We start from the raw sequence: 13,253 nt of genomic DNA, 5'->3' as shown, positions 1-13,253 counted from the left end.
GCACCGCCGATACCGCCCTCTCCCGCTTCCTTCGCGTTCATCGAATCGCGAAGGAACAGAATTCTAGTGAGCGGAATCGAGGAGCGCAAGCGCTTTCTCACATGAAGGTCACCGATGCTTGAAAACCGGCTTACGCTTTTCAACAAACGCCGCCATGCCTTCCTTCTGATCCTCCGTCGCGAACAGAGAATGGAACAGACGCCTCTCGAAATGAACACCTTCTGCGAGCGTTGTCTCGTAAGCGCGATTAACAGCCTCCTTGGCCATCATCACGGCGGGCAGCGAGAAGCCGGCGATGATCGTCGCCGCTTCGACGGCCTCGTCCAGAAGGCGATCCGCCCCGACGATGCGCGACACCAGCCCCGCCCGTTCGGCCTCGCTCGCATCCATCATGCGCGCAGTCAGGCACATATCCATCGCCTTGGCTTTCGATACAGCGCGCGGCAAGCGCTGCGTGCCGCCCGCTCCCGGAATCACGCCGAGCTTGATCTCGGGCTGACCGAACTTGGCCGTGTCGGCGGCGATGACGATGTCGCACATCATCGCGAGTTCGCAACCTCCGCCGAGCGCAAAACCCGCGACCGCGGCAATGATCGGCTTGCGAATCGTGCGGATCGTTTCCCAGTTACGCGTGATGTAGTCGCCCTTGTAGACATCCATATAGGAGTAGCCGGCCATCATGCCGATGTCCGCACCCGCCGCGAACGCCTTTTCGCTGCCGGTCAGCACGATTGCGCCGATGTCTCCATCGGCGTCGAATGCCTTGAGCGCGACGCCAAGTTCGTCCATCAGCGCGTCATTCAGCGCGTTCAGCGCTTTCGGACGATTCAGCGTAATCAGTCCGACCCGACCACGCGTCTCGACCAGCAGATTCTCGTAAGCCATTCGCTCCTCCTTGCGATCCTCAGGTAAGCCCTAATGAAAAGTCATTCGTCACTGCATCTCGATAATGCTACCATCACCAACCAACCGGTCGGTTAATTATTCGGCCTGGCACCTTTCCCTCGTTCTTCTCTTCTCGCGACCATGACACATCCGCTATTCACGAAGCACGAAGCGACGCTCGACAAAGCGCTCGCAGCCATCGAAACGCGCGGCTACTGGAGCCCGTTCGCCGAAATGCCGAGCCCCAAAGTGTACGGGGAAACGGCCAGCGCCGATGGAGAGGCAGCATTCAAAGCTCATCTCGGCAAGACTTTCGAACTCGATCAGCCTTCGACGGGCGAAACGGTCGGGAAGGAGCGTTCGCCGTTCGGCATCGCGCTGGACGTCCGCTATCCGAAGGCCGATCCCGACGCGCTGACTCAAGCCGCGGCCAAGGCGCAGTCCGCCTGGCGCGCCGCCGGCCCGCAGGCTTGGGTGGGCGTGAGCCTCGAAATCCTGTCGCGCCTGAACCGCGCCAGCTTCGAGATCGCGTACGGCGTGATGCACACGACCGGCCAGGCATTCATGATGGCATTCCAGGCCGGTGGCCCGCACGCGCAAGACCGGGCGCTGGAAGCCGTCGTCTATGCGTGGGACCAGCTACGTCGCATCCCCGCCGAAGCGCACTGGGAAAAGCCGCAAGGCAAAAATCCGCCGCTCGCGATGCAAAAGCGCTTCTCCATCGTCCCGCGCGGCACGGGGCTTGTGCTCGGCTGCTGCACGTTTCCGACCTGGAACGGCTATCCCGGCATGTTCGCCGATCTCGCAACCGGCAACGCCGTCATCGTCAAGCCGCACCCCGGCGCGATCCTGCCGCTCGCGATCACCGTGCGAATCGCGCGTGAAGTGCTTCGTGAGGCCGGCTTCGATCCGAACGTCGTCACGCTGTTGGCCACCGAACCCAACGACGGCGCGTTGGTCCAGGAACTCGCCTTGCGTCCCGAAATCAAGCTCATCGATTTCACGGGAAGCACGCAAAACGGCACCTGGCTCGAGCGCAACGCGCATCAGGCGCAGGTCTACACCGAGAAGGCGGGCGTGAATCAGATCGTCATCGATTCCGTGGACGACATGAAGTCCGCCGCGCGCAACATCGCCTTCTCACTCGCCCTCTATTCCGGTCAGATGTGCACCGCGCCGCAGAACATCTACGTGCCGCGCAATGGCATCCGCACCGCCGAAGGCCAACTGAGCTTCGATGACGTCGCGAAAGCGCTCGCGGGCGCCGTCGAAAAACTCGCATCCGATCCGGCCCGCGCCGTCGAGCTCACGGGAGCGATTCAGAACGATGGCGTCGTGGAACGCGTCACCGAAGCGCGCAAGCTCGGCGACATGCTGCTCGACAGCCAATCTCTCACGCACCCTGCGTTTCCTGAAGCCCGCGTTCACACACCCCTCATGCTCAAGCTCGACGCGCGCACCGACGAAGCGAAATTCACCAAGGAATGGTTCGGCCCGATTTCGTTCGTCGTCGCGACCGACTCGACCGCGCAATCGCTCGAACTCGCCGGGTCGATCGCGCGCACGCACGGCGCCTTGACGTTCTCGGTCTACAGCACCGACGACAAGGTGATCGAAGCCGCGCACGAAGCAGCCATTGAAGGCGGTGTCGCGCTCTCGATCAACCTCACCGGCGGCGTCTTCGTCAATCAGACCGCGGCGTTCTCCGACTTCCACGGCACGGGCGCGAACCCCGCGGCCAACGCAGCGCTTTCGGATGCAGCTTTCGTCGCAAATCGCTTCCGAGTAGTGCAAAGCCGCGTCCATGTTGCACCAAAGGCCGCGTCGGCGGAAGCTGGCCAGACGGCATAAGCCAATCGACACAAACGATCCAAAGGCCGGATCGCCGTGCAAACGGCTTATGCCATTCGGCCTAATGGAAAGCTCGCGGTCGCGCGGCTAGTATCGGATGCAAGGAATGGCGGCGAGCACGCGCCGCCGCAGCCGGATTCGTCGAGAGAGGAAATGTAATGACAGAGAAGTCCGTGTTCTTTCACGTCGATGTCAAGACGCGCGTCGCGACGTTGACGCTCAATCGCCCCGACAAACTGAACAGCTTCACGCGCGAGATGCATCGCGAGTTGAACCAGGCGCTCACTGAAATAGAAGCGGGCAATGCGCGCGCGCTCGTCATCACCGGCGCGGGTCGCGGCTTCTGCGCGGGACAGGATCTCGCGGATCTGGATTTCACGCCTGGCTCGATGTCGGATCTGGGCGATCTCATCGACGAGCACTTCAATCCGCTCGTGCGCAGGCTTCAGGCTTTGCCGATGCCGGTCATCGCGGCAGTGAACGGCACGGCCGCTGGAGCCGGCGCGAATCTCGCGATGGCGTGCGACTTCGTCGTCGCGGCGCGCTCGGCCAGCTTCATTCAGGCATTCGTGAAGATCGGCCTCGTGCCCGATTCGGGCGGCACATGGCTGCTGTCGCGCCGCGTCGGTGAGGCGCGTGCGCTCGGGCTCGCGCTGACGGGCGAAAAACTCAGCGCCGAGAAGGCGGAGGCGTGGGGCATCGTGTGGCGCGTCGTCGACGATGCCGAGCTGCAGCAAGCGGCCGCGCAACTGGCCGCCCAACTCGCGCAGCAGCCGGCGCGCGCGGTCGTCGCGATCAAGAAAGCGATCCGCGCGAGCGCGAACAGGACTTTCGACCAGCAGCTCGATCTCGAACGGGATCTTCAGCGCGAGCTCGGTGCGTCGCCGGATTACATCGAAGGCGTCGCCGCGTTCAAGGAGAAGCGCGCACCGCGCTTCGAAGGTCTGTGAGAACCGAATCGAACTGGAGATATCTGTGACGCCACAACAACTCGCGGAAGCCACGGCGAAAGCCATGTACGAAGCGGACGCATGCTCGCGCGCGCTCGGCATCGAGCTGATCGAAGTCCGGCCCGGCTATGCGCGTCTGCAAATGGACGTGCGCCCCGACTTTCTGAACGGCCATGCGATTTGCCACGGCGGCCTGATGTTCACGCTGGCGGACTCCGCGTTCGCGTTCGCCTGCAACTCGTACAACATCAGCACGGTCGCGGCGGGCTGCTCGATCGAGTTTTTGCGGCCCGTGCAGGGCGGCGATCGCCTGACTGCCGAAGCGATCGAGCAAACGCTGAGCGGGCGCACGGGTATCTACGATATCCGCGTGACGAATCGCGAAGGCGAGCCGGTCGCGATGTTCCGCGGCAAGTCGGCTCAGATAAGAGGCAACGTAATTCCCGTGTGACGGACTCGTTCATATAACGGACGCGGCATCTAAAAGCCGCGCCGCGTAGTCAGCATCAAGGAGACAGCAATGACCACATCGCTGCCGCTCGACCCGATCGAGAAGGCGAGCCGCGACGAACTCGCGGCGCTGCAGCTCGAGCGTCTCAAATGGACGCTCAAGCATGCTTACGAGAACTCGCCGGTTTATCGGCGCAAGTTTGACGAAGCAGGCGTTCATCCGGATGACGTCACGTCGCTCTCGGATCTTGGCCGTTTTCCGTTTACGACCAAGAAGGATCTGCGCGACAACTATCCGTTTGGCATGTTCGCGGTTCCGCAGGAGCGGGTCTCGCGCATCCACGCGTCATCGGGGACGACGGGCAAGCCGACTGTCGTCGGCTACACGGCGCAGGATCTGGACAACTGGGCGAACCTCGTCGCACGCTCCATTCGGGCGGCCGGCGCACGTCGTGGCGACAAGGTGCACGTGAGTTACGGCTACGGCCTCTTCACCGGCGGACTCGGCGCGCACTACGGCGCCGAGCGCGCGGGACTCACCGTCATTCCGTTCGGCGGCGGCCAGACGGAGAAGCAGGTGCAACTGATCCAGGATTTTCGGCCGGACATCATCATGGTCACGCCGAGCTACATGCTGTCGATCGCCGATGAACTGGAGCGCCAGGGCATCGATCCGGCAAGTTGCTCGCTGCGCATCGGCATTTTCGGCGCGGAGCCGTGGACGAACGACATGCGCCGCGCGATCGAAACGCGCATGGGCATCGACGCCGTCGACATCTACGGACTCTCGGAAGTAATGGGGCCGGGCGTGGCATCGGAATGCGCGGAAACCAAGGACGGCCCGACGATCTGGGAAGATCACTTCTATCCCGAGATCATCGATCCGGAAACCGGCGAGGTGCTGCCCGACGGCGAATTCGGGGAACTCGTGTTCACGTCGCTCACGAAGGAAGCGCTGCCGATCATCCGCTATCGCACGCGCGATCTGACGCGCCTTCTGCCCGGCACCGCTCGCACGATGCGACGCATGGAGAAGATCACCGGCCGCTCCGACGACATGATGATCGTGCGCGGCGTCAATGTTTTCCCGACGCAGATCGAGGAGTTGCTGCTCAAGCGCCCGGTACTCGCGCCGCACTATCAGATCGTGCTCACCAAGGAAGGCCCGCTCGACGTACTCACGCTGAATGTCGAGCCTTGCCCCGAATCCGCGCCGGATGTGACCGCGCTCGAAAACGCGAAGTCCGCGCTCGCCTACGACATCAAGGCGCTGATCGGTGTGAGCGCCGTGGTGAACGTGCTCGCGGTGAACGGCATCGAACGATCCGTCGGCAAGGCGCGGCGCGTGATCGACCGGCGCAACGTCGCGTCGTGAAGCAAAAAGCTCGCGAGCCATGATGGCCGCGAGCTTTTTGTGAAGCTGCCGGGAAACCGGCGATATCAGGAATTGGGCAGCAACAGCCACATCCTGCCGCCCTGCTTCATGCGCCCGGCGAGATCGCCGGCATCGTCCCCCAGTCCCCAGAAATAGTCCGCGCGCACACCGCCTTTGATCGCCGAACCGGTGTCCTGCGCGAAAACGAGGCGATTCATCGGCTGATTGCTGAGCGGACGCGTGGTCTGCAGGAAAACGGGCGTGCCGAGCGGAATCGCCGACGGATCGACGGCAATCGAACGCTCCGGCGTCAACGGCACGCCGAGCGCGCCGACGGGACCGTCGCCGAGACTTGCGGACATCGTTTCGTTAGCGGGCATCTCGCGGAAAAAGACGAAGCGCGGGTTCACGTCGAGCAGTGCGTCGACGCGCGCCGGATTCGCCTTCGCCCATGCTTTGATGCCTTGCATCGTCGCCTGTGCGGGCGTGAGTTCTCCGCGATCGAGCAATTCCTTGCCGATCGAGCGATACGGCTGGTTGTTGGTGCCGCCGAAGCCGACGCGCATCACGCTGCCGTCTTCCATGACGACGCGCCCCGAACCCTGCACCTGCAGAAAGAACGCTTCGATCGGATCGTCGACCCACACGAGTTCGTTGCCGTTCAACGCGCCCGAACGTTCGAGCTGCGCGCGCGCGGGAAGCGCCGAACCGGGCTTGTATCGATACGGCCACCGGTACAACGCATACTGATAAATCCCGTGACGCGTGCGCGACCCGCGCAGAAGCGGCTCGTAGTAGCCGGTCACGAGACCGTCGAGCGTGCCGTCGGTGTTGGCGAGCTGAAATGGCGTGAAATAGGCTTCGAAGAAGCTGCGCGCCGCCGACATGTCGAGGTCGTCCAGCCGCTCGGCCGCCGCGCACGCCTTCTGCCAGTTGGCCTGTCGCGAGAGCCGGTTGCAGTTCTGGCGCAGCGCGGCGGTCGCGCCGATCAGCGAATCGTCCTGCCAGCCCGGCACCTGCTGCCAGCTCACCGCAGTCAGGCGCGAAGCGGCGCGCTGTCCGGTGATGATCGGCGTGCCGGTCGCCGTCGCAGGCCCCGGCTTCACGTAATTGCCGCCGCCGCACGAGGCGAGCAGGACAGCGGTTGCAATCGATGCGGCCCAGGCCGCTGCTCGTGCGGCCGGCCGCACGAAGCGCATACAATGCTCGTTCTTGATGGGAACCGCCATGTCTGATCTGTTCGACGAATATCCAATGCTTATTTTTGCGCTCGAGTCGCTCGTGGCGCTCGCCTTGCTGATCTTCATCGTGGTATGGACGGCATCGGGCAAGAAGAAGAACCAGAACCGCTCGAACGATCCCGCGAAACGGCGCTGATTCGCGCCGCCTGCCGCTGTTTCGCTCAGTGGAGCGTGCGCGGCATATGCAACGCAAATTCCGCTACGGGCGCTTCGAAGCGCTCGCCGTCTTCCGCCACGCAGAAATACTCGCCGCGCATTGTGCCGACCGGCGTCGCGATCACCGCCCAGCTCGTGTATTCGAACTGCTCGCCCGGCGGCAACAGCGGCTGATGCCCGACGACGCCCAGCCCCTTCACTTCCTGAACGTGCTCGTTGCTGTCGGTGATGATCCAGTGCCGCGAGATCAACTGCGCCGCCACCTGGCCGGTATTGCGGATCGTCAGCGTGTAGGCAAATGCGTACTGCCGGCTATCCGGGTCTGATTGGTCCGGCAAATACCGCGTCTGCACGGAAACGCTGAATTCGTACTGGCTCATCGTTGTTCCAATTCCAATTCGATCGGCCGCTTGGCCGCCAGACACGGGCGCGCCGGCGCGCGGCCATTGGTCTGGCATTCTGCTTGATGCGAGCGGCGCCCGCAACACGATTGGCGTCCCGCCGCCACATCCGCGCGCCATCCGTTGGCCATTCGGACGAGGGACTCCGCGGAAAACGCGGGTTAAAATCACGGCTTTAGGTCGCTACCCGCATACGTCCATGGCGCAATTCCACATCGCTCCCAGCATCCTGTCCGCCGACTTTTCCCGCCTCGGCGAGGAAGTCCGCAACGTCGTCGCCGCCGGCGCCGACTGGATCCACTTCGACGTCATGGACAACCACTACGTGCCGAACCTGACGATCGGTCCGATGGTGTGCGAGGCTATCCGCCCGCACGTGGACGTGCCCATCGACGTGCATCTGATGGTGCGCCCGGTCGACCGCATCGTGCCCGATTTCGCGAAGGCCGGCGCCAATGTGATCAGTTTTCATCCGGAAGGTTCGGATCACATCGACCGCACGCTGTCGCTGATCCGCGATCACGGCTGCAAGGCGGGCCTCGTTTTCAATCCCGCCACGCCGCTGATCTACCTCGATCACGTAATGGACAAGGTCGATCTCGTGCTCATCATGTCGGTGAATCCGGGTTTCGGCGGGCAGTCGTTCATTCCCGAGGCGCTCAACAAGGTGCGCGAGGCACGCGCGCGCATCGATGCGTATCGGGATCGCACGGGGCGCGAAATCCATCTGGAAGTCGATGGCGGCGTCAAGGTCGACAACATCGCGGAAATCGCGGCGGCCGGCGCGGATTCGTTCGTCGCGGGATCGGCCATTTTCGGCAAGCCCGACTACAAGGCGGTCATCGACGCAATGCGCGCCGAACTGGCGAAGGTGGAATCTGGAGCGAAAGCATGAGTGAGATCGCAGCGGCGCAATCGCCCTTTGTGAATCGTCCGATCCGCGCGGCGATCATCGACCTCGACGGCACCATGGTCGACACCGCCGACGACTTCGTCGCGGCACTGAATGCAATGCTTGCGCGCATCGCCATCGAACAGCCGGTCACGCGCGATGAAGTCACGGGCTATGTCGGCAAGGGTTCGGAGAATCTGATCCGCAGCGTGCTCGCCGTGCGGCTGTCGCCGTCGCAGGCGGTCGCGCAGTTCGACGACGCGCTCGCGATCTATCAAAGCGAATACGCGAAGGTCAACGGCAAGCACTCGACGCTATTCCCCGAAGTGAGGGAAGGCCTCGAAGCGATGCGTGAAAGCGGCGTCGCGCTCGCATGCGTGACCAACAAGCCGCATCGCTTCGCCGTGGAGTTGCTTGCGCACTTCGGCATTGCGGATTTCTTCAAGGTGATTCTCGGCGGCGACTCGCTGCCCGCGAAGAAACCCGATCCGCTCCCGATGCTCACCGCATGCGAACGACTGGACGTCTTGCCGCGCGAGACCGTGGCGGTCGGCGATTCGGAAAACGACGCGCTCGCGGGCCGCGCGGCCGGCCTCGCGACCTTGACCGTTCCGTACGGTTACAACCATGGGAAGCCTGTACAGTCGGTGAAATCCGATGGTATAGTTTCCTCGCTGCGCACCGCAGCATCGGCGATTGCCGCCACCTTGGCGCCGCCGGACACCACACTGACTGAATAAGTCCATCCATTCATGTTTCTCAACAGAAAACGGAGTCTGAGCAGCATCGACCGGGGAGCCTGGCCCTGGCGTCGCTGGTCGCGCTAACCTCGCCCGAGGTGCGCTGAAGCCGTCATGCGTGATCGCGCTTCAGCATCCGTTTTTTGTTTCGCTGCGCATACCCGCGCCGTTTCCGTTGAATCGTCGTATATCGAACCTCGCTCACGCACGCGTCGTGTAGTGCCGCGAGTCGTCCTGTCCGCTTCCGCAAATCGAAGCGGCGGGGCCGTCGTATGCGATCATCACGAGATTCGACCGACCGCAGCGCCCTGCACTCCCCGATACCGCGCCACCCAGAAAGCGCGCATCGCTCAAGGATCGCAACATGACCGAACTCGAATTCCAATCGCTGGCGAACGAAGGCTTCAATCGCATTCCGCTCATCGCCGAAGCCCTCGCCGACCTCGAAACGCCGCTCTCGCTCTATCTCAAGCTCGCGCAGACGGAGCGCAACGGCGCGAACTCGTTCCTGCTGGAGTCCGTCGTGGGCGGCGAGCGTTTCGGGCGCTACTCGTTCATCGGTCTGCCGGCCCGCACGACCGTGAGCGTGCGAAACGGCAAGACGCAAGTCGTGACCGATGGCAACGTCGTCGAAACGGATGAAGGCGATCCGCTCACGTTCATCGAGCAATATCAAAAGCGCTTCAAGGTCGCGACGCGGCCCGGCTTGCCGCGCTTTTGCGGCGGTCTCGCGGGCTACTTCGGTTACGACGCGGTGCGCTACATCGAGAAGAAGCTCGCGCACAGTGCGCCGCCCGACGATCTCGATCTTCCCGACATCCAGTTGCTGCTGACCGAAGAAGTCGCGGTCATCGACAACCTCGCGGGCAAGCTTTATCTCATCGTCTACGCCGATCCGACCAAGCCGGAAGCGTATGCCAAGGCGAAGCATCGGCTGCGCGAACTGAAGGCGCGTTTGCGCGTGACGGTTCAACCGCCGGTGACATCCGCGAGCGTGCGTACGGAAACGTTCCGCGAATTCAAGAAGGACGATTATCTGAACGCCGTGCGCCGCGCGAAGGAATACATCGCGGCCGGCGAACTGATGCAAGTGCAAGTCGGCCAGCGGCTCATCAAGCCGTTCCGCGACAATCCGCTTTCGCTGTATCGCGCGCTGCGTTCGCTGAATCCGTCGCCGTATATGTACTACTACAACTTCGGCGGCGAAGTGCACGTGGTCGGTGCATCGCCGGAAATTCTCGTGCGTCAGGAAAAGCGCGCCGACGATCGCATTGTGACGATTCGTCCGCTCGCAGGCACGCGCCCGCGCGGCAACACGCCCGAACGCGACGCCGAACTCGCCACCGAACTGCTTAACGATCCGAAGGAAGTCGCCGAGCACGTCATGCTGATCGACCTCGCGCGCAACGACGTCGGCCGCATCGCGCAGACCGGGTCGGTCACCGTGACGGACAAACTGGTCATCGAAAAATACTCGCACGTCCAGCACATCGTGAGCTCGGTCGAAGGCAAGCTCAAGGAAGGCATGAGCAATTTCGACGTGCTACGCGCCACCTTCCCTGCCGGCACGCTGTCCGGCGCGCCGAAGGTTCGCGCAATGGAACTCATCGACGAACTCGAGCCGATCAAGCGCGGCTTGTACGGCGGCGCTGTCGGGTATCTGTCCTTCAGCGGCGAAATGGATCTGGCCATCGCGATCCGCACCGGTCTCATCCACAAGGGCAATCTCTATGTTCAGGCGGCAGCGGGCGTCGTCGCCGATTCGGTGCCCGAATCCGAATGGCAGGAAACGGAGAACAAGGCGCGCGCCGTGCTGCGCGCCGCCGAGCAAGTGCAAGACGGCCTCGACAGCGACTTCTGAGGAGACAAGACCATGCTGCTGATGATCGACAACTACGATTCCTTCACCTACAACCTGGTCCAGTACTTCGGCGAACTCGGCGAGGACGTGCTCACGTATCGCAACGACGAAATCACGCTCGACGAAATCGCGAAGCTCAACCCCGAGCGCATCTGTCTTTCGCCGGGACCGAGCAATCCGCAACACGCGGGCATCACGCTCGACGTGTTGCGTGAGTTTTCCGGCAAGCTGCCGATTCTCGGCGTGTGCCTCGGCCATCAGGCAATCGGCGAGGCGTTCGGCGGACGCGTCGTGCGCGCACAGACGATCATGCACGGCAAGGTGAGCCAGATCGAAACCGACTGTAAAGGCGTGTTCGCCGATCTTCCCAAACACTTCAACGTGACGCGCTATCACTCGCTCGCTATTGAGCGCGAGTCTTTGCCCGACTGTCTGGAAGTGTCCGCGTGGACGCCCGACGGTGAAATCATGGGTGTTCGTCACCGTGAGCTGGAAGTGGAAGGCGTGCAGTTCCATCCGGAATCGATTCTTTCCGAGCACGGCCACGCGCTGCTCGAAAACTTCGTGAAAAACTCTTCGACCGGAAAGCGAGCCTGACGACATGACCATCACCGCACAGGAAGCGCTGCAGCGCACGATCGAACATCGGGAAATCTTTCACGACGAAATGCTGCATCTGATGCGCCAGATCATGCGCGGCGAGATGTCGCCCGTCATGGCCGCCGCGATCATCACCGGCTTGCGCGTGAAGAAGGAAACCATCGGCGAAATCGCCGCTGCCGCGACCGTCATGCGCGAATTTGCGAATCACGTCGAAGTGGCGGACAACTCGAATTTCGTCGATATCGTCGGCACGGGCGGCGACGGCTCGCACACGTTCAATATCTCCACGGCATCGATGTTCGTCGCGGCCGCGTCGGGCGCGAAGGTCGCGAAGCACGGCAACCGCGGCGTGTCGAGCAAATCCGGCAGCGCGGACGTGCTCGAAGCCCTCGGCGTGAACATCGATCTGACACCGGAACAAGTGGCCGCTTCCATTGCTGAAACCGGCATGGGCTTCATGTTCGCGCCGAATCATCATCCGGCGATGAAGAACATCGCGCCCGTGCGCCGCGAACTCGGCGTGCGGACCATCTTCAATATTCTCGGGCCGCTGACGAATCCGGCCGGCGCGCCGAATCAGCTTCAGGGCGTGTTTCACGAAGACCTCGTCGGTATTCAGGTGCGCGTGATGCAGCGTCTCGGCGCGAAACACGTTCTCGTCGTGTACGGCAAGGACGGCATGGACGAGGTGTCGCTCGGCGCCGCGACGAAAGTCGGCGAGCTGAAAAACGGCGAAGTCACCGAGTACGAGATTCATCCGGAGGATTTCGGCCTGCAGATGGTGTCGAATCGTTCGCTGAAGGTGCAGGACGCGCAGGAATCGAAGGCAATGCTGCTAGGCGCGCTGAACAACAAGGCGGGCGTCGCGCGCGAGATCGTCACATTGAATGCGGGAACCGCGCTTTATGCCGCGGATGTCGTCGATTCGATCGAAGCCGGCATGGCCGCCGCGCGCGAAGCGATCGAGAGCGGCGCGGCGCGCGAGAAGGTCGAGACGCTCGTGAAGTTCACGCAGCAATTCGCAAAGAAATAACGGAACCCGAACGGAAGCCGACATGAGTGACATTCTGGATCGCATCATCGCGGTCAAGCGCGAGGAAGTCCGCGCTGCCGAACAAAGCGCGCCGCTCGAAGAGCTGAAGCTCGAAGCCAGTTCGCGCGACCTGCGCGATTTCGTCGGCGCATTGCGCGCGAAGCATGCGGCGAATCAGGCGGCGGTGATCGCGGAAGTGAAGAAGGCGAGCCCGTCGAAGGGCGTGCTGCGAGAGGATTTCGTACCCGCCGACATCGCGCGTTCGTACGAAAAAGGCGGCGCCGCATGCCTTTCCGTGCTCACCGACGTGCAGTTCTTCAAGGGTAGCGTCGCGTATCTGGAGGAAGCGCGCGCGGCGTGCAGTCTGCCGGTGCTGCGCAAGGACTTCATCATCGATCCGTATCAGATCATCGAAGCGCGCGCGATGGGCGCGGACTGCATTCTGCTGATCGCCGCCGCGCTCGAACTCTCGCAGATGCAGGATCTCGAAGCCTACGCGCACTCGCTCGGGCTCGCGGTGCTGGTCGAAGTCCACGACGCCGACGAACTGCGCGACGCGCTCACGCTGAAGACGCCGCTCATCGGCATCAACAATCGCAATCTGCGCACGTTCGAAACGACGATCGAAACGACCATCGGCTTGCTGGAGCAGATTCCCGATGACCGCATCGTGGTAACGGAATCCGGCGTTCTGTCGCGCGTCGATGTCGACCGGCTGCGCGCGATGCGCGTGCATACGTTCCTCGTCGGCGAAGCGTTCATGCGCGCCGACGATCCGGGCGCCGAACTCGCGCGCATGTTCTTCTAAATCTCAT

Annotated in this window: 14 protein-coding genes; 10 read left to right on the top strand and 4 right to left on the bottom strand. The window is 62.8% G+C overall.

From position 1 onward, the window contains the following. Positions 1-108: 108 nt before the first annotated feature. Entirely contained in the window at positions 109-885 is a 777-nt protein-coding gene (locus BG60_RS31505; protein ID WP_008344444.1) for an enoyl-CoA hydratase, read from the bottom strand. A 141-nt stretch (positions 886-1,026) separates the two neighbouring features. On the opposite strand from BG60_RS31505, the gene paaN reads away from it, so the two are divergent. From paaN to paaK, 4 genes are all read left to right on the top strand, one after another. Continuing rightward, positions 1,027-2,736, top strand: coding sequence for a phenylacetic acid degradation protein PaaN (gene paaN, locus BG60_RS31500; protein WP_034473944.1), 1,710 nt, complete (start codon positions 1,027-1,029; stop codon positions 2,734-2,736). 158 nt (positions 2,737-2,894) lie between these two features. Continuing rightward, positions 2,895-3,686, top strand: coding sequence for a 2-(1,2-epoxy-1,2-dihydrophenyl)acetyl-CoA isomerase PaaG (gene paaG / locus BG60_RS31495; protein ID WP_034473942.1), 792 nt, complete (start codon positions 2,895-2,897; stop codon positions 3,684-3,686). Positions 3,687-3,750: 64 nt separating this feature from the next. Further along, positions 3,751-4,137, top strand: a complete 387-nt coding sequence (gene paaI / locus BG60_RS31490; RefSeq protein WP_235366211.1) for a hydroxyphenylacetyl-CoA thioesterase PaaI — start codon at positions 3,751-3,753, stop codon at positions 4,135-4,137. Between the two features lie 69 nt (positions 4,138-4,206). Further along, a complete protein-coding gene (paaK, locus tag BG60_RS31485) occupies positions 4,207-5,511 on the top strand; it encodes a phenylacetate--CoA ligase PaaK (protein ID WP_008344438.1) in 1,305 nt (434 codons plus the stop codon). A gap of 65 nt (positions 5,512-5,576) precedes the next feature. On the opposite strand, the gene mltA is transcribed toward paaK, so the two are convergent. Together mltA and apaG are read right to left on the bottom strand one after the other, a co-directional pair. Continuing rightward, the gene (gene mltA / locus BG60_RS31480; protein WP_174447762.1) at positions 5,577-6,818 is read right to left on the bottom strand and encodes a murein transglycosylase A; all 1,242 of its coding nucleotides are present in this window, start codon (positions 6,816-6,818) and stop codon (positions 5,577-5,579) included. A gap of 95 nt (positions 6,819-6,913) precedes the next feature. Continuing rightward, a complete protein-coding gene (gene apaG, locus BG60_RS31470; RefSeq protein WP_034473939.1) occupies positions 6,914-7,288 on the bottom strand; it encodes a Co2+/Mg2+ efflux protein ApaG in 375 nt (124 codons plus the stop codon). A gap of 220 nt (positions 7,289-7,508) precedes the next feature. On the opposite strand from apaG, the gene rpe reads away from it, so the two are divergent. Together rpe and BG60_RS31460 are read left to right on the top strand one after the other, a co-directional pair. After that, positions 7,509-8,204, top strand: coding sequence for a ribulose-phosphate 3-epimerase (gene rpe, locus BG60_RS31465; RefSeq protein WP_008344430.1), 696 nt, complete (start codon positions 7,509-7,511; stop codon positions 8,202-8,204). Then, positions 8,201-8,941 (top strand): phosphoglycolate phosphatase, encoded by a 741-nt coding sequence (locus BG60_RS31460; RefSeq protein WP_008344428.1) that lies wholly within the window; start codon positions 8,201-8,203, stop codon positions 8,939-8,941. Before rpe ends, BG60_RS31460 begins: the two co-directional genes overlap by 4 nt. A 201-nt stretch (positions 8,942-9,142) precedes the next feature. Here BG60_RS31460 and BG60_RS38850 read toward each other — a convergent pair whose 3' ends face one another. Beyond that, on the bottom strand, positions 9,143-9,307 hold the full coding sequence (locus tag BG60_RS38850; RefSeq protein ID WP_160172923.1) for a hypothetical protein: 165 nt from the start codon (positions 9,305-9,307) through the stop codon (positions 9,143-9,145). On the opposite strand from BG60_RS38850, the gene trpE reads away from it, so the two are divergent. The 4 genes from trpE to trpC are packed head-to-tail and all read left to right on the top strand — an operon-like array spanning position 9,306 to position 13,246. After that, positions 9,306-10,802: an anthranilate synthase component I gene (gene trpE, locus BG60_RS31455; protein ID WP_008344426.1), complete on the top strand. Its 1,497-nt coding sequence runs from the start codon at positions 9,306-9,308 to the stop codon at positions 10,800-10,802. The two genes, BG60_RS38850 and trpE, sit on opposite strands and share 2 nt — an antisense overlap. A 12-nt stretch (positions 10,803-10,814) precedes the next feature. Beyond that, the gene (locus BG60_RS31450) at positions 10,815-11,399 is read left to right on the top strand and encodes an aminodeoxychorismate/anthranilate synthase component II (protein ID WP_034473938.1); all 585 of its coding nucleotides are present in this window, start codon (positions 10,815-10,817) and stop codon (positions 11,397-11,399) included. Positions 11,400-11,403: 4 nt separating this feature from the next. Then, positions 11,404-12,438, top strand: coding sequence for an anthranilate phosphoribosyltransferase (gene trpD / locus BG60_RS31445; RefSeq protein WP_008344422.1), 1,035 nt, complete (start codon positions 11,404-11,406; stop codon positions 12,436-12,438). A gap of 22 nt (positions 12,439-12,460) precedes the next feature. Further along, entirely contained in the window at positions 12,461-13,246 is a 786-nt protein-coding gene (trpC, locus tag BG60_RS31440) for an indole-3-glycerol phosphate synthase TrpC (protein ID WP_008344421.1), read from the top strand. Positions 13,247-13,253: the final 7 nt, after the last annotated feature.

The organism is Caballeronia zhejiangensis, from assembly GCF_000698575.1.
GTDB classification, from domain to species: domain Bacteria; phylum Pseudomonadota; class Gammaproteobacteria; order Burkholderiales; family Burkholderiaceae; genus Caballeronia; species Caballeronia zhejiangensis.
Note: the sequence above shows the minus strand (reverse complement) of the source record. Positions and strands in the feature narration are given on the sequence as shown.

Bases quoted from the DNA above. Each gene is read 5' to 3' on its own strand.
- BG60_RS31505 (WP_008344444.1), bottom strand. From the start codon at position 885: ATGGCTTACGAGAATCTGCTGGTCGAGACGCGTGGTCGGGTCGGACTG.
- paaN (WP_034473944.1), top strand. From the start codon at position 1,027: ATGACACATCCGCTATTCACGAAGCACGAAGCGACGCTCGACAAAGCG.
- paaG (WP_034473942.1), top strand. From the start codon at position 2,895: ATGACAGAGAAGTCCGTGTTCTTTCACGTCGATGTCAAGACGCGCGTC.
- paaI (WP_235366211.1), top strand. From the start codon at position 3,751: ATGTACGAAGCGGACGCATGCTCGCGCGCGCTCGGCATCGAGCTGATC.
- paaK (WP_008344438.1), top strand. From the start codon at position 4,207: ATGACCACATCGCTGCCGCTCGACCCGATCGAGAAGGCGAGCCGCGAC.
- mltA (WP_174447762.1), bottom strand. From the start codon at position 6,818: ATGAAGATCAGCAAGGCGAGCGCCACGAGCGACTCGAGCGCAAAAATA.
- apaG (WP_034473939.1), bottom strand. From the start codon at position 7,288: ATGAGCCAGTACGAATTCAGCGTTTCCGTGCAGACGCGGTATTTGCCG.
- rpe (WP_008344430.1), top strand. From the start codon at position 7,509: ATGGCGCAATTCCACATCGCTCCCAGCATCCTGTCCGCCGACTTTTCC.
- BG60_RS31460 (WP_008344428.1), top strand. From the start codon at position 8,201: ATGAGTGAGATCGCAGCGGCGCAATCGCCCTTTGTGAATCGTCCGATC.
- trpE (WP_008344426.1), top strand. From the start codon at position 9,306: ATGACCGAACTCGAATTCCAATCGCTGGCGAACGAAGGCTTCAATCGC.
- BG60_RS38850 (WP_160172923.1), bottom strand. From the start codon at position 9,307: ATGTTGCGATCCTTGAGCGATGCGCGCTTTCTGGGTGGCGCGGTATCG.
- BG60_RS31450 (WP_034473938.1), top strand. From the start codon at position 10,815: ATGCTGCTGATGATCGACAACTACGATTCCTTCACCTACAACCTGGTC.
- trpD (WP_008344422.1), top strand. From the start codon at position 11,404: ATGACCATCACCGCACAGGAAGCGCTGCAGCGCACGATCGAACATCGG.
- trpC (WP_008344421.1), top strand. From the start codon at position 12,461: ATGAGTGACATTCTGGATCGCATCATCGCGGTCAAGCGCGAGGAAGTC.